This is a genomic window from Pseudomonas sp. C7.1, from assembly GCF_056312395.1.
Genome location: NZ_JBWDTL010000003.1, coordinates 4,041,019 through 4,057,947 on the forward strand (window position 1 = coordinate 4,041,019; position 16,929 = coordinate 4,057,947).

At 61.5% G+C, this 16,929-nt stretch carries 29 protein-coding genes and 2 other RNA genes; all 31 read left to right on the forward strand.

Annotation, left to right across the window (positions count from 1 at the left end; translation table 11 throughout):
* Positions 1–438 carry a hypothetical protein gene (locus AC0T4W_RS22285; protein ID WP_476322999.1) on the forward strand — a complete coding sequence of 146 codons (438 nt, stop codon included), beginning with the start codon at positions 1–3 and terminating at the stop codon, positions 436–438.
* The gene (locus AC0T4W_RS22290) at positions 435–803 is read left to right on the forward strand and encodes a hypothetical protein (protein WP_476323002.1); all 369 of its coding nucleotides are present in this window, start codon (positions 435–437) and stop codon (positions 801–803) included. The genes AC0T4W_RS22285 and AC0T4W_RS22290 overlap by 4 nt, the downstream gene beginning before the upstream one ends.
* Positions 796–1,113: a DNA-binding protein gene (locus tag AC0T4W_RS22295; RefSeq protein WP_476323005.1), complete on the forward strand. Its 318-nt coding sequence runs from the start codon at positions 796–798 to the stop codon at positions 1,111–1,113. The genes AC0T4W_RS22290 and AC0T4W_RS22295 overlap by 8 nt, the downstream gene beginning before the upstream one ends.
* Positions 1,106–3,148, forward strand: coding sequence for a DNA-binding protein (locus tag AC0T4W_RS22300; RefSeq protein WP_476323008.1), 2,043 nt, complete (start codon positions 1,106–1,108; stop codon positions 3,146–3,148). The genes AC0T4W_RS22295 and AC0T4W_RS22300 overlap by 8 nt, the downstream gene beginning before the upstream one ends.
* A 17-nt stretch (positions 3,149–3,165) precedes the next feature.
* Positions 3,166–3,885 carry an AAA family ATPase gene (locus AC0T4W_RS22305; protein ID WP_476316021.1) on the forward strand — a complete coding sequence of 240 codons (720 nt, stop codon included), beginning with the start codon at positions 3,166–3,168 and terminating at the stop codon, positions 3,883–3,885.
* On the forward strand, positions 3,885–4,496 hold the full coding sequence (locus tag AC0T4W_RS22310) for a hypothetical protein (protein WP_476316018.1): 612 nt from the start codon (positions 3,885–3,887) through the stop codon (positions 4,494–4,496). Before AC0T4W_RS22305 ends, AC0T4W_RS22310 begins: the two co-directional genes overlap by 1 nt.
* Entirely contained in the window at positions 4,493–4,873 is a 381-nt protein-coding gene (locus AC0T4W_RS22315; protein WP_476316016.1) for a hypothetical protein, read from the forward strand. The genes AC0T4W_RS22310 and AC0T4W_RS22315 overlap by 4 nt, the downstream gene beginning before the upstream one ends.
* Positions 4,857–5,192, forward strand: coding sequence for a hypothetical protein (locus AC0T4W_RS22320; RefSeq protein WP_476316013.1), 336 nt, complete (start codon positions 4,857–4,859; stop codon positions 5,190–5,192). The genes AC0T4W_RS22315 and AC0T4W_RS22320 overlap by 17 nt, the downstream gene beginning before the upstream one ends.
* Positions 5,193–5,202: 10 nt before the next feature.
* Positions 5,203–5,823, forward strand: a complete 621-nt coding sequence (locus tag AC0T4W_RS22325; protein ID WP_476316011.1) for a DUF3164 family protein — start codon at positions 5,203–5,205, stop codon at positions 5,821–5,823.
* A 1-nt stretch (position 5,824) separates the two neighbouring features.
* The gene (locus AC0T4W_RS22330; RefSeq protein ID WP_476316008.1) at positions 5,825–6,028 is read left to right on the forward strand and encodes a hypothetical protein; all 204 of its coding nucleotides are present in this window, start codon (positions 5,825–5,827) and stop codon (positions 6,026–6,028) included.
* Positions 6,029–6,030: 2 nt separating this feature from the next.
* Positions 6,031–6,510 (forward strand): hypothetical protein, encoded by a 480-nt coding sequence (locus AC0T4W_RS22335; RefSeq protein WP_476316005.1) that lies wholly within the window; start codon positions 6,031–6,033, stop codon positions 6,508–6,510.
* Positions 6,511–6,945 (forward strand): hypothetical protein, encoded by a 435-nt coding sequence (locus AC0T4W_RS22340; protein WP_476316002.1) that lies wholly within the window; start codon positions 6,511–6,513, stop codon positions 6,943–6,945.
* Positions 6,946–6,957: 12 nt separating this feature from the next.
* Positions 6,958–7,176, forward strand: coding sequence for a hypothetical protein (locus AC0T4W_RS22345; RefSeq protein ID WP_476315999.1), 219 nt, complete (start codon positions 6,958–6,960; stop codon positions 7,174–7,176).
* Positions 7,177–7,189: 13 nt separating this feature from the next.
* Positions 7,190–7,486, forward strand: a complete 297-nt coding sequence (locus AC0T4W_RS22350) for an HU family DNA-binding protein (RefSeq protein ID WP_476315996.1) — start codon at positions 7,190–7,192, stop codon at positions 7,484–7,486.
* Positions 7,485–7,557, forward strand: an RNA gene (locus AC0T4W_RS22355) — hammerhead ribozyme type II. The genes AC0T4W_RS22350 and AC0T4W_RS22355 overlap by 2 nt, the downstream gene beginning before the upstream one ends.
* Before the next feature lie 12 nt (positions 7,558–7,569).
* Positions 7,570–8,241, forward strand: a complete 672-nt coding sequence (locus tag AC0T4W_RS22360; protein ID WP_476315994.1) for a DUF2786 domain-containing protein — start codon at positions 7,570–7,572, stop codon at positions 8,239–8,241.
* Positions 8,240–8,309: hammerhead ribozyme type II (locus AC0T4W_RS22365), an RNA gene on the forward strand. Before AC0T4W_RS22360 ends, AC0T4W_RS22365 begins: the two co-directional genes overlap by 2 nt.
* Positions 8,309–8,590 carry a hypothetical protein gene (locus AC0T4W_RS22370; protein ID WP_476315991.1) on the forward strand — a complete coding sequence of 94 codons (282 nt, stop codon included), beginning with the start codon at positions 8,309–8,311 and terminating at the stop codon, positions 8,588–8,590. Before AC0T4W_RS22365 ends, AC0T4W_RS22370 begins: the two co-directional genes overlap by 1 nt.
* The gene (locus AC0T4W_RS22375; protein WP_476315988.1) at positions 8,587–8,799 is read left to right on the forward strand and encodes a hypothetical protein; all 213 of its coding nucleotides are present in this window, start codon (positions 8,587–8,589) and stop codon (positions 8,797–8,799) included. Before AC0T4W_RS22370 ends, AC0T4W_RS22375 begins: the two co-directional genes overlap by 4 nt.
* A complete protein-coding gene (locus AC0T4W_RS22380) occupies positions 8,796–9,197 on the forward strand; it encodes a gp16 family protein (RefSeq protein ID WP_476315985.1) in 402 nt (133 codons plus the stop codon). The genes AC0T4W_RS22375 and AC0T4W_RS22380 overlap by 4 nt, the downstream gene beginning before the upstream one ends.
* Positions 9,194–9,625 (forward strand): Mor transcription activator family protein, encoded by a 432-nt coding sequence (locus tag AC0T4W_RS22385; RefSeq protein ID WP_476315982.1) that lies wholly within the window; start codon positions 9,194–9,196, stop codon positions 9,623–9,625. The genes AC0T4W_RS22380 and AC0T4W_RS22385 overlap by 4 nt, the downstream gene beginning before the upstream one ends.
* 62 nt (positions 9,626–9,687) lie before the next feature.
* On the forward strand, positions 9,688–10,239 hold the full coding sequence (locus tag AC0T4W_RS22390; RefSeq protein WP_476315979.1) for a DUF4124 domain-containing protein: 552 nt from the start codon (positions 9,688–9,690) through the stop codon (positions 10,237–10,239).
* Between the two features lie 59 nt (positions 10,240–10,298).
* On the forward strand, positions 10,299–10,640 hold the full coding sequence (locus AC0T4W_RS22395) for a hypothetical protein (RefSeq protein WP_476315976.1): 342 nt from the start codon (positions 10,299–10,301) through the stop codon (positions 10,638–10,640).
* The gene (locus AC0T4W_RS22400; protein WP_476323011.1) at positions 10,630–11,130 is read left to right on the forward strand and encodes a lysozyme; all 501 of its coding nucleotides are present in this window, start codon (positions 10,630–10,632) and stop codon (positions 11,128–11,130) included. The genes AC0T4W_RS22395 and AC0T4W_RS22400 overlap by 11 nt, the downstream gene beginning before the upstream one ends.
* The gene (locus tag AC0T4W_RS22405) at positions 11,127–11,762 is read left to right on the forward strand and encodes a DNA-packaging protein (RefSeq protein ID WP_476315970.1); all 636 of its coding nucleotides are present in this window, start codon (positions 11,127–11,129) and stop codon (positions 11,760–11,762) included. Before AC0T4W_RS22400 ends, AC0T4W_RS22405 begins: the two co-directional genes overlap by 4 nt.
* Positions 11,762–12,130, forward strand: coding sequence for a hypothetical protein (locus AC0T4W_RS22410; protein ID WP_476315967.1), 369 nt, complete (start codon positions 11,762–11,764; stop codon positions 12,128–12,130). The genes AC0T4W_RS22405 and AC0T4W_RS22410 overlap by 1 nt, the downstream gene beginning before the upstream one ends.
* Positions 12,127–12,438, forward strand: coding sequence for a hypothetical protein (locus tag AC0T4W_RS22415; RefSeq protein WP_476315964.1), 312 nt, complete (start codon positions 12,127–12,129; stop codon positions 12,436–12,438). Before AC0T4W_RS22410 ends, AC0T4W_RS22415 begins: the two co-directional genes overlap by 4 nt.
* A 3-nt stretch (positions 12,439–12,441) precedes the next feature.
* A complete protein-coding gene (locus tag AC0T4W_RS22420) occupies positions 12,442–12,954 on the forward strand; it encodes a DUF3486 family protein (RefSeq protein WP_476315961.1) in 513 nt (170 codons plus the stop codon).
* Positions 12,951–14,492 carry a hypothetical protein gene (locus tag AC0T4W_RS22425; RefSeq protein WP_476315959.1) on the forward strand — a complete coding sequence of 514 codons (1,542 nt, stop codon included), beginning with the start codon at positions 12,951–12,953 and terminating at the stop codon, positions 14,490–14,492. Before AC0T4W_RS22420 ends, AC0T4W_RS22425 begins: the two co-directional genes overlap by 4 nt.
* Positions 14,492–16,069: a DUF935 domain-containing protein gene (locus AC0T4W_RS22430; RefSeq protein ID WP_476323014.1), complete on the forward strand. Its 1,578-nt coding sequence runs from the start codon at positions 14,492–14,494 to the stop codon at positions 16,067–16,069. The genes AC0T4W_RS22425 and AC0T4W_RS22430 overlap by 1 nt, the downstream gene beginning before the upstream one ends.
* Positions 16,066–16,854: a phage head morphogenesis protein gene (locus AC0T4W_RS22435; RefSeq protein ID WP_476315951.1), complete on the forward strand. Its 789-nt coding sequence runs from the start codon at positions 16,066–16,068 to the stop codon at positions 16,852–16,854. Before AC0T4W_RS22430 ends, AC0T4W_RS22435 begins: the two co-directional genes overlap by 4 nt.
* Positions 16,855–16,929: the final 75 nt, after the last annotated feature.

The following is a 16,929-nucleotide window of genomic DNA, read 5'->3' on the forward strand; positions in this document are numbered from 1 at the left end:
ATGCGTCACGGAAAAGACGACCGCACCCTAGACATCTTCGAAGTACCCCGCGCGGTTTTGACCGTGCCGGGCTGTGGCAACTATGCAGCCCAGGTGAGCGAGCTGGTCAGTGAAATGCTGAAAGGCTCCGAACTAGACCGCTATGAGATTGCCGCCCGCATGTCGCGCCTGAGTGGCGATGACGTGAGCAAGAACATGCTCGACGCCTGGGCCAGCCCGGCCCGCATTGACCACAACCTGCCCTTCTACAGAGCGACGCTGCTGGAAGAGGTATGCGCCAGCCACCTACTGACTGACTGGCTGGTGGCACTGCGCGGTGGCCGGGTTGCTTATGGGCGTGATGCTCTGCTGGCTGAACTGGGCCGCCTGGAGCGTACCCGTGATGAGTCAGCGCGCCAGGCGCGGGAACTCAAGCGATTGATGGGAGAGCAGCAATGAGCGAAGAACCTGTAATCACCCGCGCCAAGATGCTTGCAGAGAGCGAGCGGCGTCATGCCGAGCAAATGCAGCGCCTGATTCAACGCTCAAGAAAAGCACTGAAAAGAGCGGGGTTTGATGGGTGGGAGGCTGTGGTGAATCCACTACAGGCAATGCTTGCGTTGGGCATGGTAGAACGCTGGGACTCGACTCGTTTTCTGGATGAAGCAAAGGCGCTGGGGACTGCCGTCGCGCCGGATATGAGCTTTGACGAGACCGTTCGCGCGGCGTGGGAGGCGGCGGGCCAGACATTTGGCACCGCCAGCCTGTTGTGTGGCCTGATCGCTGCTTATAACTCTGCTGATAAGGGTAGTGACCATGCGTAAGTGGTTCACCGCCCAGGAGCTGGCTGGCTTGCCGGGCATGCCGAGTACGGATCGCGGCTGCAAGCTCATGGCTGCTCGGATGTCATGGTCCTCGCGTCGGCGTAATGGCTCTAAAGCCCGTGAGTACCCAGTGCGCGTGCTTCCAAGTGAAACACAACAGGCGCTTTTTCAGCCCTCCGTTCGTAAAGAGAAAAGCTCGGTAGCTACCGAAATCGCAAGCCGTATTCGCTGCCTAGAGCTGCTCATACAAAGCATGGGCAAAGAACTGGGCGAACTTAAGCGCGAAGTGCTGAGGGGGGACCATGCATAAGTGGTTCACCGCCCAGGAACTTGTCGGCTTGCCGGGCATGCCGGGCACTGTTCAAGGCCTACGTTTAGCAGCTGCGCGTGAAGGCTGGGAAGGTCAGCGCCGCCTTGGTTCCAAGGCCGTCGAGTACTCCTTCGCCGTGTTACCTGCCGAGACTCAGGCCGGCTTATTGGCTCGCCTGGTGCAGCAGGAACAACCGCAGGCTGCCGTTCCTGCCGTTGTGCATACGCTCAATATTCCAAAGCGTGATGCTGTTTCAGCGTCACGCTTAAACGATGATCAACGCGATGTGATGGGTGCGCGGGTGTCGATCATTCGCGAACTTGAGCGCATGAGCCAGATGGTCAGCCAGCAACGGGCCATCATGACCCTGGTCGGCCTGGCCCGTGATGGGCAGCTTAGCCCCTACCTGGCTGAGCGTGTTGAGCGTGCCAACGACCGCAAGAACCCTGACCGCAGCCTCAGTGAGCGCACCCTCAAGCGCTGGCTAGCGGACTTTCGCAAGCATGGCGAGATTGCTCTGGCACCGGCCCGGCGCAAGCCAGATATGAGCATGCCGACCTGGGCCCCAGCTTTCCTCAAACACTACCAGCGTCCACAAAAGCCCAGTGCCGAAGCTGCCTATGCCGCGTTTAGCGCTGAGAATCCAGGCTGCCCGAGCATTCATGCGGTGCGGCGGTTTCTGGCCAAGCTTAGCCCCGAGGCTCGCGAAGCCGGCCGCATGAGCCCGCAGGAGTTGAAGTCGCTCCAGGCATTCCACCGCCTGGGCAGCGACCACCTGTGGCCGAATGATGTATGGGTGGCGGACGGCCATAAGTTCGACGCCGAGGTCATTGACCCGAGAACCGGCAAAGCCTTCCGGCCAGAGATCACCACCTGCCTGGACTGGCGCACCCGCCGCGTCGTGGGCTACGCCATCAACCTGGCCGAGTCGGCGCTGGCCACGCTGGACATGCTGTGCAGCGGCATTGCCCGTTGCGGCATGTTCCGCGAGTTCTACGTGGACAACGGGTCGGGCTTCGACAACGCCCAGGTGCGTGAGGTGATTGACCGCCTGGGTGGTGGCATGACCAACGCACTGCCCTACAACAGCCAAGCCCGTGGCGTTATCGAGCGCTCGCACAGAACCATCCTGGTGCGCCTGGCGAAAGAATTCGACAGCTATATCGGTGCTGATATGGACAAGCAGGCGGGTACTCGCGTGCACCGCATCAGCCGCAAGGCACTCAAGGCCGGTGAGCAGCCGAAAGAAATCCCCACCCTGTTCGAGTTCTGGCCGCGCCTGGCTGCCGCCCTGGATGCCTACAACGACCATCCACACCGTGGCCTGCCGAAAACCCGCGACCCGCAGACCGGAAGGGTGCGCCACCAAACGCCGAACGAAGCCTGGGCCGCAGCCGTGATGGAAGGTTTCGAGCCGCTGACAGCATCGCTTGACCTGGTGACCTCGCTGACGCGGCCGCAAGAAGTGCGGTTTGTTGACCGAGGCCAGGTGCGCATTAACGGCGGCATCTACTTTCTCCAGGATCTGGTGGCCCTGCATGGCGAGCAAGTACGCGTTGCTTGGGATTACCGCGATGCCAAGCAAGTGGGCATTTTCAGCCTGGACGGCGAACACATTGGTGAGGCCGTACTCAACGGCAATGTGCGCCCCGTGTTCACCAAGCTTGAGCGTAAACAGGACACACGCATCAAGGGCCAACTGGCACGACTGGGCACCAAGGGCGAAACGCTCACCGGCAAAGAGGTCGAGGTGCGCGTGATTGAGCGGCCTACCTCCGATGACGGGATTTACCAGCAGCGCCTAGTCGAGGCCAAGGAATACACCGCCCGACTGGGGCAGGCCGAGCCGGAGTTCGTGATTCCCGGCGACTCCATGGCCCGCTACCGCCTCTGGGAAGAACTCGACGGACGCCAGGCCACTGGCGGCGAACTGACCGACGACGAAGCGCGTTGGCACGCCAACTACCCCAAGCACCAAGACTTCAAATCCATTCAACGCATGTATGAATTCGCGGACGAACAGGCCCGCGCTTGACCAAGGGAGCTACAACAATGAGTGTTTCTAAAATCGTACCTTTGACCAATGTGGGCCTGCTGGCCAGCGCCATCGAGCGCGCCATGTTGCGTCCGCAGGGCTTGCCAGGCTTGATCGTGATGTATGCGGCCAGCGGCCTTGGTAAGTCGGTGGCTGCCACCTGGGCGGCGAACCAACACCGCGCGTACTACGTTGAGTGCCGCGACACCTGGACGAAAAAGGCCTTTCTGCTGGCCATCCTTCGCGACATGGGCATCCTGCCAGGACGCACCCTGAGCGAGATGGTTGACCAGATCGCCGAGCAACTCAGCCGCAGCGGTCGCCCGCTGATTGTTGATGACGTGCAGTACCTGCTGGACAAGGCCGCCGCCAACGTCCTGACCGACCTCTATAACGCCAGCCAGGGCACCATCGTGCTGATCGGTGAAGAGCGCGTGCCCGCCAGCCTGGCCAAGCTGGAGCGCCTGCATAACCGCGTGCTGGAGTGGGTACCAGCCCAACCTGCCACGACAGTGGATGTGCAACAACTGGCCCGCGTTAGTTACCCGAAAGTGAGCATGGCTGACGATTTGTTGGCCGACCTGCACCGCGAGGTCAAAGGCTGCCTGCGCCGCGTGGCGGTCAACCTGTACCGCGTCCACAGCGAAGCCCAGGCGCTGGGTCTGAACAGCATGGACTTGGCCACCTGGGCTAAGCGTGGCTGGTACAACGGTCAGCCGCCACGGAGGGGGGTGTAATGGCGACAGGACGCAAGCCCGCTGACCTGCAAATGCTGGGCGGCAAAAGCAACCGCCAGCGCATTTGGGAAGCCCTGCGCGAGTGCCGTGACGGTGCCAGCGTGTACAGCCTGGCCCGAGCAGCAAAGGTTGAAGACGACACCGTGCTGACCTTCCTGCGTTGCCTGATTGCTGGTGGCTACGTGCTGAAGAACGGCAAAACTTACGCTGCTGCGACCTACACCTTGCAAAAGGACGTAGGAGCCGAAGCACCGAAGCTCAACCGCGACGGCACGCTCAACACTCAAGGGCGCGGGGTCGAGGCCATGTGGCGCAGCCTACGCATCCTGCGTGAAGTGGACGCCCGCGACCTGGTGCAGAGCACCCTTGCCTGCGGCGAGGCCGTGAGCCTGAACACGGCCAGGTCTTACCTGCAATGGCTGCATAAAGCCGAGTACCTGGTGCTGGTTGTGGTCGGTAAGCCCGGCACTCCTGCGACCATGGCGCGCTACCGCCTGGCCCATGGTGCAGACACCGGCCCACGACCGCCGATGATCCAGCGCGTTGGTCAGGTGTTCGATCCCAACCTGGGTGAAGTGGTTTATCGCCAGCCAGCCGAGGTGGACGAATGAACGCCGTCCGCCTTGAAGCCTGGGGCGAGCAGCCCCCGCTGTTTGTGCAACTGCTGGGGGCCGAGGTGGCCCGCAGCAACATGACCAAAACCGGTCAGCGCATCGGCATGAGCCGCACCGCTGTAAGCCTGGTGCTCGCCAACCGCTACCCATCACCCAGCACGGCTGGCGTTGAACGCCGCGTAATGGATGTGCTGGGCCGTTTGGACTGCGTGGCCCTGGGCGAGGTTGTCACCAGCGCGCAGTGCCAAAGCTACCGCGAAAAAGCAGCGCCAACCCACAACCCCAGCGCGATGCAGCACTGGCGCGCCTGCCAGTTCTGCGCAAACAACCCCACCTGCACCGCCCAGGAGAACGCCCATGCACGCATCCACTGAACGGCCGTTGAAAGTGCTTACCAAGGACCACCGCGCCCAGGTCGCCAACTTCAACCAAGCCTGCCGCGAATTACAGCGCCAGGGCGTACGCCTGCACCGCATTGACCTGCAGGGCAACCGCCTGGAAATCGACCACGAAGCCGGCCGCCGTCTGGTGAGCCAGCGCCAGGTGCTTGGGCTCACACGCCGCGCAACGGCGGGCAGCACCGCCTTCACCGCGCTGTTTCAGGGCGTATTTCTGGAATGGCGCGAACCCATTAGCTACCGCGACAACCTGAACACCGCCGCCCCGGCTGGCATCGACCTGACTTTTCACTGAGGACAATTACATGCAAGCACAACAAATTCAGATCCCCGAAGGCTGGGTGCGCAACGCCGTAGGCGGCTTGGTGCACGAAACCGAGATCCGAGAGCAGGACAAGCTGCGCGATGGAGTTGTGACCGAAATCGCCACCATGGCAGTGACCCTTAGCGCCGCACTCAAGGTGCTGAAAGCCAAAGCCCTGGCTGATATTGATGACCTCATCAGCATCGCGGGCGAGAAGTACGACATGAAGCTTGGCGGGCCGAAGGGCAACGTCACGCTCACGAGCTTTGATGGCAGCTACAGGGTGCAACGGGTCTCCGCAGACCGCATCACCTACACAGAGGAAATGGAGGTCGCCAAGGCCAAGGTATTCGAGTGCATCCGCTCCTGGAGCGATGAATCGAACAAGCACCTGGTCACCATCGCTACCAATGCATTTCGCCTCAATCGCCAGGGCGAAATCAGCGTTTCCCGCGTTGCCGAAATGATGCGGATAGAGATCGATGACCCCGAGTGGAAAAAGGCCATGGAGGCGGTCAAGGACAGCCTGGCCGTATCTGGCAAAGCGATCTATGTCCGAGTGCAGGAGCGCCAGAAAGACGGGGCTTACAAGACGGTCAGCCTTGATATTGCGGGGGTGTGAGATGGGACTTCTGACGAAAATGACCTGGCCGAGCACCTCTTTGCTCAATCTGCTTGATGACGCTGAAAAAAGCGAGGCGGATGTCTTCGACGTAGTGCACCTGGAGTTGAACAGCGGTAGCGATTACCTAGTGACGGTTATCACTGGCCCGAAGGCTGAGAAAGCGGCCGAATTGCTTGAGCGCCTGCGTTCCGAGGAGGACTAAACATGAGCTTGGAATACATCCGCACCAACTACCACGTCGCGGCCAAAAAAGGCGGCCGGGTCAATGCCTACGGCAAGCCTGGAACGATTACCGGCGCCAGCGGCTCGCACTTGCTGATCAAGCTGGACGGTGAGAAGCACAGCAACCCGTACCACCCACGTGATGGTATCGAATACCTGGATCAAGCCGTCGAGCCTAAGCCCAGTACCGCCAAAGTCATCGCCTATTGCTTCGCCTCCGGGCACATCCAGTTCGGCTCGTCTGTGCCCGATGGAGCCATCGGAATCGCCACGGGCACAGACCAAAAGGTCCGCGACACCATCGAGGTCACGGCGCGCTTATCTCGTCACGACAACGAAACGCTGTTCGTGCCTGGTGTCCCTGAGGCAGCGAGTCAGCGTGAAGGGATGACCGCTCTTGCTCGCTACATCCAGTACCTGGGCGAACGCAATGGGCCGGGTTTCCGGGCGCTGGGGGCTTGAATGCAGCGCTACAACGAAACTCACAACCATCCACTGCCGGAGCGTTCCGCGCATCTGGAAAACGAGGCACTGCGCATTGAACAGGCCACCGAGGCGTTTCTGGCCAAGGGCGGAAAGATCGAGCAGATCGGCTACCAGATGAGCGATGCGCCAGCGGTATTCGTCATCAACGCCGAGAAGACGCCTGTCTACGCCCACCTGTTCCAGGCGGCACCAGCATCAACGGCACCTGCAACGGTTGAGCCTGCTAAGCCGCAGCCTGAACCAGCACCAGATACGGCCAGCGACCTAGAAACCAAGCAGGCCGCGCAGATCATGGCGCGCGCCGCCCTGGGCGAACCGCCGAAGTGGATCGCCAAGCAGCTGCACATGACCGAAAAGACCGTGCGCCAAAGGGCTCGCGATTATCACATCAGCTTCAAACACCAACGCTAGGAGGCCGACGCCATGGCTCAACACACCATCACCATCAACGACCTGGACGGTGGGATCTCCATCCGCCACGAAGGCAGCGGCGAAGAAACTGCCGCTGCGCTGCTCGCCAAAGGCCTGGTCGAGGTCGCCCAAGGAATATTGAACAAGGCAGCCAAGCGGCCGTGCCAGTGCCCGAAGTGCCAGGCCAAGCGCAATGCAACTACCACCGAACCCAAACCAACCCTGCACTAAGCGAGGAATCACCATGCAACTGACGCAAAAAGACCTGATCGACACCATCACCCAGGAAGTGGGTGTAAGCGGTACGCCGATCAATAAAACCCAAGTCGAGGCGGTGCTTAACCGTCTGTCCATCATCGCCACCCGCACCCTTAAAGCCGGGAGCGACGTGCCGCTGCCCGGTCTCGGCAAACTCAAGGCCAGCCAGCGTGCCGCCCGTACTGGTCGCAACCCGGCAACCGGCGCGGCCATCGAGATCCCGGCCAAAGTCACGGTCAAGCTGGCCACCGGCAAAGCCCTGGAGGACGCACTGAACCCCTAAGCGAAACCGCCCCGGCCTAGCCGGTGGTGGTCTGCCCAGCGTGGTTGCTGGGTACTGATGAGCAGCCGAGTACGGAGAGCAACATGGATCACAAGAAAGCCCTGGACAAGATCAAGAAGTGCTTGAGCCTGGCCAATAGCAGCAACCCGCACGAAGCCGCTGCAGCAATGCGCCAGGCCCGCGCGCTGATGGAGAAGTACCAGCTCGAACAGTCGGACGTGGACATGATCGACATCGAGGAGCACGGCACCCGGAGCGGCTCGAAAATGAAGCCCGTGCAGTGGGAGGCGAACTTGGCCGGCACGGTGGCTAAAGCCTATGCCTGCCGCCTGCTGTTTATGGCTGGACTCGGTGAGTGGCGCTTTATCGGTGAAATGGCCGAGCTGGCCAGTTACACGATGGCAGTGTTGCTACGTCAGGTACGCCAGGCGCGTCGCGACTACATCGGCACGGCGCTCAAGCGCTGTAAGTCGACAACCAAAACCAAGCGCGCCGATCAGTTCTGCGAGGCCTGGGTGTGGGGAGTCAGCTCCAAGGTCTCCGAGTTCGCAGGGGCTGAGCCATCGCCTGCCGCTGATGCGTACATGCTCAAGCACCACCCCGAGATCGAGAAGGGCAAGACGGTGGATCGCAATGCCAAAACTAAGGCTTTGAGCCAGCGCGCCATGGACGATGCAGCTGCTGGGTTATGTGCTGCCAGCGATGTACAGCTTAACCATGGTGTCCAGGGGCAAGCGCCACTAGCACTGCACTAAGCGAAACCTCGCCCACCAGGGCGACGGTCTGCCGGGTGTGGTTGCCCGGTACTGATGAGCAGCCAAGATGAGTAAGACAAAACGGACGGAGCGCATCCGCAAGCAGGATGCCGACCGCCAACAGGACAAGCGCAACCGCGACGCGGCGCATCGAGAGCGTGTGGGCGCGGAAGTGACAAAACTGACCACCTACCGGGGCACCCGTGCCGACTGGGCGCTGATGCAGCAGGTTGGTGAGTATGAGGAAGTCGAGGAAGTGATAACGCTTATGACCCGCTACATGGCGGGCATGGCCAGGCGCGACCCGCAGGCATTCCGCGATGCCATGAACCCGAGGAACCCGGTATGAATGTTCAACCTGCCGATTATGCGACGCCCACTCAACGAGCCGCCTGGTATGGCCCGGAAAAGCTATGCAGCAAGTGCAGTGAATACTGGCCTGCTGACGAAGAGTTCTTTTTCCGGGAAACGCGGAGAAAGGACGGCTTAGCCGCCCATTGCAAGGCGTGTTACTACGAAACTCCGTCAGTTCTGAAGCGTCGCGGGCGGCTGCAATGAGCCTGGCTAAAATCCATATTGCCAAGCAGCAGCTCGGCCTCGATGACGACACCTACCGGGCGTTGCTGTTTCGCATTGCCCGCGTGCGTTCGGCAAAAGACCTGGACAAGCGTCAGACCAGTGAGGTTCTGGCCGAGTTTGAGCGCCTGGGCTTTAAGCCAGCCCCTGCGAAGAAAGCCCGACGCGCAGCCCCCAAGCCAGCACCTGACCGTGCCGCCCAGGTATCCAAGATCGAGGCCTTCCTAGCCGAAGCTAATCGCCCCTGGAGCTATGCCGATGCGATGGCCCTGCGCATGTTCAAGGTTGAGCGTGTCGAGTGGTGCGACGCCGACCAGCTGCGCCGCCTGATTGCTGCACTGACCTACGATGCCAAACGCCACGGGAGGCCTGTACAGTGAATATTGAGCAGGTACGCGAGTTGTTGCCGGAGACTGTCCGCCGTATTGCCGACATTGCAGGGCTACCAGCGGCGATGAAGCTGGTAGACGAAATTGGCGGCACGTCCTGGTTCTTTGCCAAAGGCTTTGGCCCATCGGGGCAGGCGCGGGTTGCCGCCTTGGCCGATATTGTGGGCGAAGAGGCCGCGCAACGGCTGACACAACTCATGCCAGAGCGTGATGATGTGTACATTCCCCGGTGTGACGTGGCACTACGCCGGTTGCGCGATCTTGAAATGCATCGCCAGTTTGAACAGGCTGTGCGTGACGGTGTTTCCGCTAATACGGTGGTTGCAGAGCTCGCCCGCACGTATCGTCTGAGTGATCGCCGCGTCTGGATTATTCTCAAGCAGCCTTTGAGCAGCAGCCAATCAGGGTTGTTCGATTAGCCGCCTGCTTGGGTTGCGAGGGGTCTCGCGTTAAAGTTGCATTGACTGTTAAGGAGGGAACCATGCGTCTATTGCTTGCTCTACTGTGCTGTACAGCGCTGCCGGCTCAAGCGGCCACCGTGTTCAAATGTGTGGACGCTTCAGGAAAAGTGACATTTACTCAGCAGCAGTGCCCGGACGGAAAGGTGCTGGCCGATGTGGTGCGGGCTCACAATGCTGCCCCCAGTGGTAGCAGCACACCGTCAACGATGGCACCGGAGCCAGGCAGTCGGCGAGACTTACTGCGCCAGGAGTTCAAGCAACTGGCCGATGATATGCGAGCCCCCCGGCCTACCTCTGGAGGGGTTACGGTGGTGGGTGGATCAGTCGCGCCGCCCCCTTGCTCTACAGGGTTGTCTGATCGCGATCTACGCACCGCGAAAGTGCGTGGCGAGGTGGTGCCTGGCATGACTCGCAAGGATGTGGAAAGCATGTATGGCAAGCCCAACAATGATGGCGCGCAGGGTGCCGGTAGCAGCACCTACTGGAAAGATAAGTACCTTGCTGTCACTCACGTAAGTTATGACAGCAATGGTTGTGCACGCTCCAGCTATCAATCCGGCCATAAACCCTAGCCGCACCGCTGAACCCCATCCTCTAAAGCCTCCCCTCTCATGCCGCCGACTATGGCGGCATGAACATTCAAGCCCCCGTATCCCAGCCCAACCCGCGCGACCTGGCCGCCGCCATTCTGGCCGAGCCGGTGTTGGCGCAGCGCCAATTGATGATGGAGCGCTGCCCAGCCGAGTTGCGGCCGTTGGTAGAGGAATACGTGCGGATTGGCTTTGCCAAGGTCAAGAGCTACCGGGCACACATCGACCGTCGCGCGCAAAGCGCACGCGAAACCCCACCAGCGGCCCCCCGTCGCGAAGCCAAAAACAGCGTCATTCACCACACCAGTTCCGCGCCTGAGTTCGGCAATCAGCGCCTGGCCGAGCTACGCGCGCTGATCGGAGGTGCACCCCGTGGGCATTAAAAGCCGCATCGCGCTGGCAATCGTTGCCGCCACACCCGTTGTCGCCCATTACGAAGGTCGCAACCTGCTGGCGTACCTCGACCCTGTAGGCATCCCGACAATCTGTGAGGGATGGACGTATGGCGTGCGCCTTGGCGACGTGGCGACAGATGCCGAGTGCGACCAGAAAACCCGGCTCGCGCTCCAGGAGGCAGCGGAGGTTTTTGAACGCTGGGTGCCCATCAAGGTTATCGCGAGCATGGATATCAAAAGCATCGCGGCCTTTCTGTCCTTTATCTACAACGTCGGCCCCGGCAAACCGGGCGTAAAAGACGGCTTTGTCTGGCTCAAGAGTGGCCGCCACTCGACCCTGCTGCTGCATCTGCAGGCTGGCCGTATCCAGCCAGCCTGCGCACAGCTCAGTTACTGGGTGAGCGCCGGTGGTCGCAAACTGGGTGGGCTAGTGCTTCGCCGTGCGGCCGAGCGCAAGCTTTGTGAGGCGGGCCTATGAGCGCTTTCAGCTCGACCTGGTTCAAGGCAGGCTTGGGGCTTGGCCTATTACTTCTTGCACTCTCGTTCTTTCTGTCAGCTCTGCAAGATGCCTACGACCAGGGGCATGCCCAAGCCAAAAGTGACGGCGCGCTGGCCCTAGAACAGCTGCGTCTGGAGCATGCAGGGGCGCAACTTGATATGACCCGCCGCGCTGCCGCCAGTGCCAAAGCAGCCGCCAAACGCCTGCAGGAAGAGCAAGCCCACAACGACAAGCTAGCCGCCGACCTGGCCGAGCAGCAGCGCACCCACCGAAAAACCACAGACCGCCTTACAGGGGAGATTGCCCGTGTTAACGACCTCTATCGTGACGCCCTCGACGCGCCGCCTAAGCCTCTGCCTGCTTGCGTGTTCACTGCTGGTTGGGTGCGCGTTTATGACGAAGCAACCGGAGCCGCCGCCCCCGGAATGCCCACGGCCTCAGATACCGGCCGAGCTGCTGCGCAAGTCGCCGAAGGCCGAGCCGCTGAGCAACTCGATTCAGGCATCAGCCAGCGCGACGTCCTGGAGCACCACACTCGCTACGCCGAGCAGTGCCGCAACACCGCCGCGCAGCTTGACCTTCTGATTGATGCCGTACAGGAGACGCACTGATGCAAATGGATTTAGGCACCGCCGCCACGTTGATGGGTGTGTTCGCCACGATCATCACCGGGCTGGTCAAGTTGCTGCTCTGGCAGTTCGAGAAGCGTCTTGGTGAGCGTTTCGCTGGCCAGGATGAGGCGCGAAAGATCGCCAGCCAACACTGGGAAGATAGCTTCGCCAAGGTATTGCAGCGTCAGGACAAGGACGCGGAAGCATTGCAGAAACTGGACCGCGCGTTCCTCCACTTCAAGGCTGAACTGCCGCTGGAATATGTCCGGCGCGAGGATTGGGTGCGTGGCCAGTCTGTGATCGAGGCCAAGCTGGATGGCTTGGCGCTCAAGTTTGAAAACATCCTGCTCAAAAGGAACGCGCAATGATCGATGCAGCCAAAGCACGCCGGGAAACCCTGCGCTGGTACATCCTGCTGACCCTGAATACCTCGCGCCCGGTTGACCCGCATGAGGCGGTGGTGCTGTCTACCATCCAGGGAATCTATCCAGACGCCACGCAGCTGGAGCTGCGCCGCGAGCTGGACTACCTGCACGACCGCCGCCTGGTAACGCTGAAGAAACAGCCGTCCGGCCCGTGGGTCTGTGGCCTGACCCACTATGGAGTGGATATCGCCGAGTACACCATCGAATGCAATGCAGGCATTGCTCGCCCGGAAAAATACTGGAGCGCTTGACCTATGCCACCTAGAAGCAAGGTGCTGGCGCTCCCGCCCGAGGTAAAGGCGTGGCTTGACCAGGCGTTGATCGAGAACAATTTCAGCCAATACGAGCTGCTGTCCTCTGCCTTGGCTGAGCGCGGCCACAGCATCGGCAAATCAGCGCTGCACGAATATGGCCAGAACTTCGAAGGCCGCCTGGCCGCGTTGAGGACAGCCAGCGAGCAGGCAAAAGCCATGGTAGCGGCCGCCCCTGATGATGAGGGTGCAGTCAACGAAGCGTTGATGCGCCTGGTGCAGGAACAGATTTTCAACAGCCTTATGGCTCAGGACGGCAAGGTCGATCTGGCGAAGATGGCCAAGGCCGTGGCCGAGCTGGGCCGCGCATCCGTTGTGCAGAAAAAATGGCAAGCCGAGGTGCGTGAGCGTGCCGAAGTCGCCGCTAATGCCGTGGAGAAGATCGCCAAAAAAGGAGGCCTCACCGCCGATACCGTGGCCGAGATGCGCCGTGAGATCCTTGGGGTGGCCAAGTGAACCTTGCCGAGCAAATCCCCAATACCGCCGACCTGGATGTGCCGGCCGTCCTGCTGCCGTACCAGCAGGAGTGGCTCGCCGAGCAAGGCCCGCTGGTGGTCATCGAGAAAAGCCGGCGCACCGGCCTCACCTGGGCCGAAGCGGCAGACGATGTGCTGCTGTCCGCCTCGGCCAAGGACGCGGGCGGGATGAATACCTACTACATCGCCTACAACCAGGACATGACCATTGAGTACATCCAGGCCTGTGCAATGTGGGCGCGGATGTTCAACCACGCCGCCAGCGAAATTGAGGAAGGCATCTGGGAGGATGGCGACAAGCACATCAAAACGTTCGGCATTGCCTTCCCAGGCAGCGGCCACCGTATCGTGGCGCTGACCAGCCGGCCGTCCAACCTGCGCGGTCGACAAGGTCGGGTGGTGCTCGATGAGGCGGCATTCCACGAACAGCTTGATGAAGTGCTAAAAGCCGCCCTGGCGCTGCTGATCTGGGGCGGCCAGCTGCGCGTTATCTCGACCCATAACGGGGTGAAGAACGCCTTTAACACCCTGATTCAGGACATCCGCGCGGGTAAGCGCAAGGGCGTGGTGCAGCGCATTACCTTTCGCGATGCGGTGGCCCATGGGCTGTACCGGCGCGTGTGCATGCGCCTGGGTAAAGAGTGGACGCAGGCCGCCGAGGACGCCTGGGTCGCTGATGTGTATGCGTTCTATGGCGACGGTGCGGCCGAGGAGCTGGATTGCATCCCGGCCGAGTCGGCAGGCGCTGCACTGTCGCGCGCCCTGGTCGAGTCGCGCATGGTCGAAGCGCCAGTGGTGCGCCTGAAAATGCCGGATGAGTTCACCCACTGGGATGAGCGCCTGCGTGAGGCCGAGATTCGTGACTGGTGCGAGCGCGAGCTGCTGCCCCTGCTCAAGCTACTCGATCCGCAGCAGCTGCATGCCTTTGGTGAAGACTTCGGCCGTACCGGCGACCTGACTGTGATCGCGCCCTATGCGGTCGGCCTCGATCTGCGTTGCCGTGTGCCGTTCCTGGTCGAGCTGCGCAATATGCCGTATCGCCAACAGGAACAGGTGCTGTTCTACATCGTCGACCGCTTACCACGCCTGATGGGTGGGGCCATGGATGCCACCGGCAACGGCGGGTATCTGGCCGAAGCCGCTGGCCACCGTTATGGCGGCTGCATCCAGCAAGTGAAGCTCTCCGACCGCTGGTATATGGACAACATGCCAGCGTTTAAGGCGGCTTTTGAGGACGCCTTGCTGGAGATACCGCGCGATGCCCTGGTGCTCGATGACTTGCGAGCGCTGCAGATGATCGACGGCATCCTCAAGCTCGGTAAGAGCCGCACCCAGGGCGAAGGTGGCCAGCGCCACGGCGACGCCGCGATTGCTTTGGCACTGGGTTATGCCGCCACACGTCTTGAAGTTGAAAGCTATGGCTATGAACCCGTGCGCCCTGACCGCAACAACAAACCCGGATTCGATGATGACAACGCCGACCCGGTGAATACCTGGGCGGCTGGAGGTGTTCTGTAATGGATGAGTCGCCAATCCTGGACGCGAGCGGTAAGCCGTTCCCGAAAAAGTCCATGCTGCAAGAGGTGATCCAGGCCACTACAACCGGCGTTCACCAGGCCTGGGGCGTTGATTCGGTATCGTCGTCGCTCGACCCGGCGCGCCTGCGCACCATCCTGCAGAACGCTGCTACCGGCGACATCCTGGAGTACCTGGTACTCGCCGAAGAGATGGAAGAGAAAGACCTGCACTATGCCTCGGTGTTGGGCACCCGTAAGCGGGCTGTAGCGGGCGTGCCGGTCAGTGTTGAGGCCGGTGGCGAGGATGCCCGGTCAGAGGAAATCGCCGACGCTGTGCGCAAGCTGGTAGATGCCCCGGAGTTTTCCGACCTGGTGAGCGATCTGCTCGATGGTTTGGGTAAAGGCTTCTCGGCTGTAGAGCCCGGCTGGGAGCTGAAAGGCGAGCAGCTGTGGCCGGTGAAATACGATCACCGTGACCCGCGCTGGTTCCAGTTCGACAAACTGACCGGCCGTAAGCTGCTGATCCGTGAGGAAGCCGGCGAAGGTCGCGAGATTCCGCCCGGCCGGATGATTATCCATATCCCCAAGTTAAAGTCGGGCCTGCCGATCCGTGGCGGGTTGGCGCGCCTGGTGGCCGTGTCGTATATGTGCAAGGCATTCAGCCTCAAGGACTGGATGCGCTACACCGAGCTGTTTGGCATGCCGCTGCGCATTGGCCGCTATGGCCCAGGTGCTAAGCCGGACGATATTGCCGTGCTACGTCGCGCAGTGGCCCAGCTCGCCGCCGACGCGGCGGCCGTGCTGCCGAAAGAAATGCTCATCGAGTTTCAGGAGATCGCCAACTCAACAGGCGGTGCCGAACTGTTCGCGCGCCTGGCCGAGTGGCTGGACAGGCAAGTCAGTAAGGCCGTACTCGGCCAGACCATGACCACCGATGATGGGTCGAGCCAGAGCCAGGCCACCGTGCACAACGATGTGCGCCTCGACATTCTCAAGGCCGACGCCAAGCAACTGGCCGCAACGATCAACCGCGATCTGGTGCGCGTGTTTGTCGATCACAACTTCGGCCCTCAGGAAAACTACCCGAGCGTCGCATTCCAGGTCACAGAGCCAGAGGACTTGAAGGCCCTGGCCGATGCCCTGACGCCGTTTATTGATCGCGGTCTGCAAGTCGAGCAGTCGGCGATTCTGGGGCGGTTCGGCCTATCCGCCCCGGCTGATGGCGCGCAGCTGCTCAAGCCTACGGGCCAGCAGCCAGTTGCAGCACCTGCCCTCAATACCGAACAGCGCTGCAGCTGCCCAGGATGCGGTGGCCACCGCCAGGCGCTCAACCAGGAACAGAAGCCCCGCGACAGCCTGGACATGCTTGTAGATGAGGCGGCCGCCGACTGGGTGCCTGTGATGCGGCCGGTGCTTGATCCGGTGTTGCAGTTGGCCAAGGACTCTGACGACTTCGATGCCTTCCGCGCTGGCCTGGCCGGCTTGCTTGAGCAGATGGACGATAGCGTCTTGATCGAGCAGCTCGCCCGCGCGGCCTTTAAGGCGCGCGGCCAAGGCGATGCAGGCGACGCACTGTGAGTGGCCCAACCAAGGAGCATGTGCCCGTACCAGTGCCAAAGGATGCGCTGGAGTACTTCCGCGCCAAGGGTATCAAGGTCGGCTTTGATCACCGCGACGTATGGGCCGAGGAACACGCCACGTCCTGGACGGTGGCCAAGGCCATGCGCCTGGACATCCTGGAAGCGATCCGCTCGCACGTCGATGAAATGATCGAGTCAGGTCAGGCCTTTGCCCAGTTCAAGCGTGAGTTGCAGCCGCTGCTGGAGAAGCTGGGTTGGTGGGGCCGTGGTGAGCTTCTCGATCCGCTGAGTGGCGAAACCCGCGAGGTGCAACTGGGCAGCCCGCGCCGCCTGCGCACCATCTATGACGTAAACCTGCGCCAGGCTCATGCGGCCGGCCAGTGGCAGCGCATCGAGCGCACCACGGCAACGCAGCCTTATTTGCTGTACCAGTTGGGGCCAAGCCGCGAGCACCGGCCAGAGCATGTGGGCTGGGCCGGGATCATCCTGCCAGCTGACCACCCGTGGTGGCAGTCGCACTTTCCACCCAACGGCTGGGGCTGCAAGTGCTGGGTGCGCCAGATCAGCAAGCGCGAGGCCGAGCGCCTTATTGGCACTGGCAAGTACATGACCGAAGCGCCCGACCTGGGCATGCAGGAGTACATAAACCAACGCACCGGCCAGGTAGTCAGCGTGCCCAAAGGCATCGAGCCAGGCTGGGACTACAACCCCGGAGCCGTGTCCAGGAAGGCCAGAGCACAGCAGCTCCTGGAAGAAAAACAGCCGGAAACTAACACCGCCTAAAACGCCGTCTAAGCGCTGTTTGGCGGCGAGGGAGCCACCAAGGTGTGGGGTTGGTGGCGTTTTGCGTTTCTAACG

Bases quoted from the DNA above. Each gene is read 5' to 3' on its own strand.
- AC0T4W_RS22285 (WP_476322999.1), top strand. From the start codon at position 1: ATGCGTCACGGAAAAGACGACCGCACCCTAGACATCTTCGAAGTACCC.
- AC0T4W_RS22290 (WP_476323002.1), top strand. From the start codon at position 435: ATGAGCGAAGAACCTGTAATCACCCGCGCCAAGATGCTTGCAGAGAGC.
- AC0T4W_RS22295 (WP_476323005.1), top strand. From the start codon at position 796: ATGCGTAAGTGGTTCACCGCCCAGGAGCTGGCTGGCTTGCCGGGCATG.
- AC0T4W_RS22300 (WP_476323008.1), top strand. From the start codon at position 1,106: ATGCATAAGTGGTTCACCGCCCAGGAACTTGTCGGCTTGCCGGGCATG.
- AC0T4W_RS22305 (WP_476316021.1), top strand. From the start codon at position 3,166: ATGAGTGTTTCTAAAATCGTACCTTTGACCAATGTGGGCCTGCTGGCC.
- AC0T4W_RS22310 (WP_476316018.1), top strand. From the start codon at position 3,885: ATGGCGACAGGACGCAAGCCCGCTGACCTGCAAATGCTGGGCGGCAAA.
- AC0T4W_RS22315 (WP_476316016.1), top strand. From the start codon at position 4,493: ATGAACGCCGTCCGCCTTGAAGCCTGGGGCGAGCAGCCCCCGCTGTTT.
- AC0T4W_RS22320 (WP_476316013.1), top strand. From the start codon at position 4,857: ATGCACGCATCCACTGAACGGCCGTTGAAAGTGCTTACCAAGGACCAC.
- AC0T4W_RS22325 (WP_476316011.1), top strand. From the start codon at position 5,203: ATGCAAGCACAACAAATTCAGATCCCCGAAGGCTGGGTGCGCAACGCC.
- AC0T4W_RS22330 (WP_476316008.1), top strand. From the start codon at position 5,825: ATGGGACTTCTGACGAAAATGACCTGGCCGAGCACCTCTTTGCTCAAT.
- AC0T4W_RS22335 (WP_476316005.1), top strand. From the start codon at position 6,031: ATGAGCTTGGAATACATCCGCACCAACTACCACGTCGCGGCCAAAAAA.
- AC0T4W_RS22340 (WP_476316002.1), top strand. From the start codon at position 6,511: ATGCAGCGCTACAACGAAACTCACAACCATCCACTGCCGGAGCGTTCC.
- AC0T4W_RS22345 (WP_476315999.1), top strand. From the start codon at position 6,958: ATGGCTCAACACACCATCACCATCAACGACCTGGACGGTGGGATCTCC.
- AC0T4W_RS22350 (WP_476315996.1), top strand. From the start codon at position 7,190: ATGCAACTGACGCAAAAAGACCTGATCGACACCATCACCCAGGAAGTG.
- AC0T4W_RS22360 (WP_476315994.1), top strand. From the start codon at position 7,570: ATGGATCACAAGAAAGCCCTGGACAAGATCAAGAAGTGCTTGAGCCTG.
- AC0T4W_RS22370 (WP_476315991.1), top strand. From the start codon at position 8,309: ATGAGTAAGACAAAACGGACGGAGCGCATCCGCAAGCAGGATGCCGAC.
- AC0T4W_RS22375 (WP_476315988.1), top strand. From the start codon at position 8,587: ATGAATGTTCAACCTGCCGATTATGCGACGCCCACTCAACGAGCCGCC.
- AC0T4W_RS22380 (WP_476315985.1), top strand. From the start codon at position 8,796: ATGAGCCTGGCTAAAATCCATATTGCCAAGCAGCAGCTCGGCCTCGAT.
- AC0T4W_RS22390 (WP_476315979.1), top strand. From the start codon at position 9,688: ATGCGTCTATTGCTTGCTCTACTGTGCTGTACAGCGCTGCCGGCTCAA.
- AC0T4W_RS22395 (WP_476315976.1), top strand. From the start codon at position 10,299: ATGAACATTCAAGCCCCCGTATCCCAGCCCAACCCGCGCGACCTGGCC.
- AC0T4W_RS22405 (WP_476315970.1), top strand. From the start codon at position 11,127: ATGAGCGCTTTCAGCTCGACCTGGTTCAAGGCAGGCTTGGGGCTTGGC.
- AC0T4W_RS22410 (WP_476315967.1), top strand. From the start codon at position 11,762: ATGCAAATGGATTTAGGCACCGCCGCCACGTTGATGGGTGTGTTCGCC.
- AC0T4W_RS22415 (WP_476315964.1), top strand. From the start codon at position 12,127: ATGATCGATGCAGCCAAAGCACGCCGGGAAACCCTGCGCTGGTACATC.
- AC0T4W_RS22420 (WP_476315961.1), top strand. From the start codon at position 12,442: ATGCCACCTAGAAGCAAGGTGCTGGCGCTCCCGCCCGAGGTAAAGGCG.
- AC0T4W_RS22430 (WP_476323014.1), top strand. From the start codon at position 14,492: ATGGATGAGTCGCCAATCCTGGACGCGAGCGGTAAGCCGTTCCCGAAA.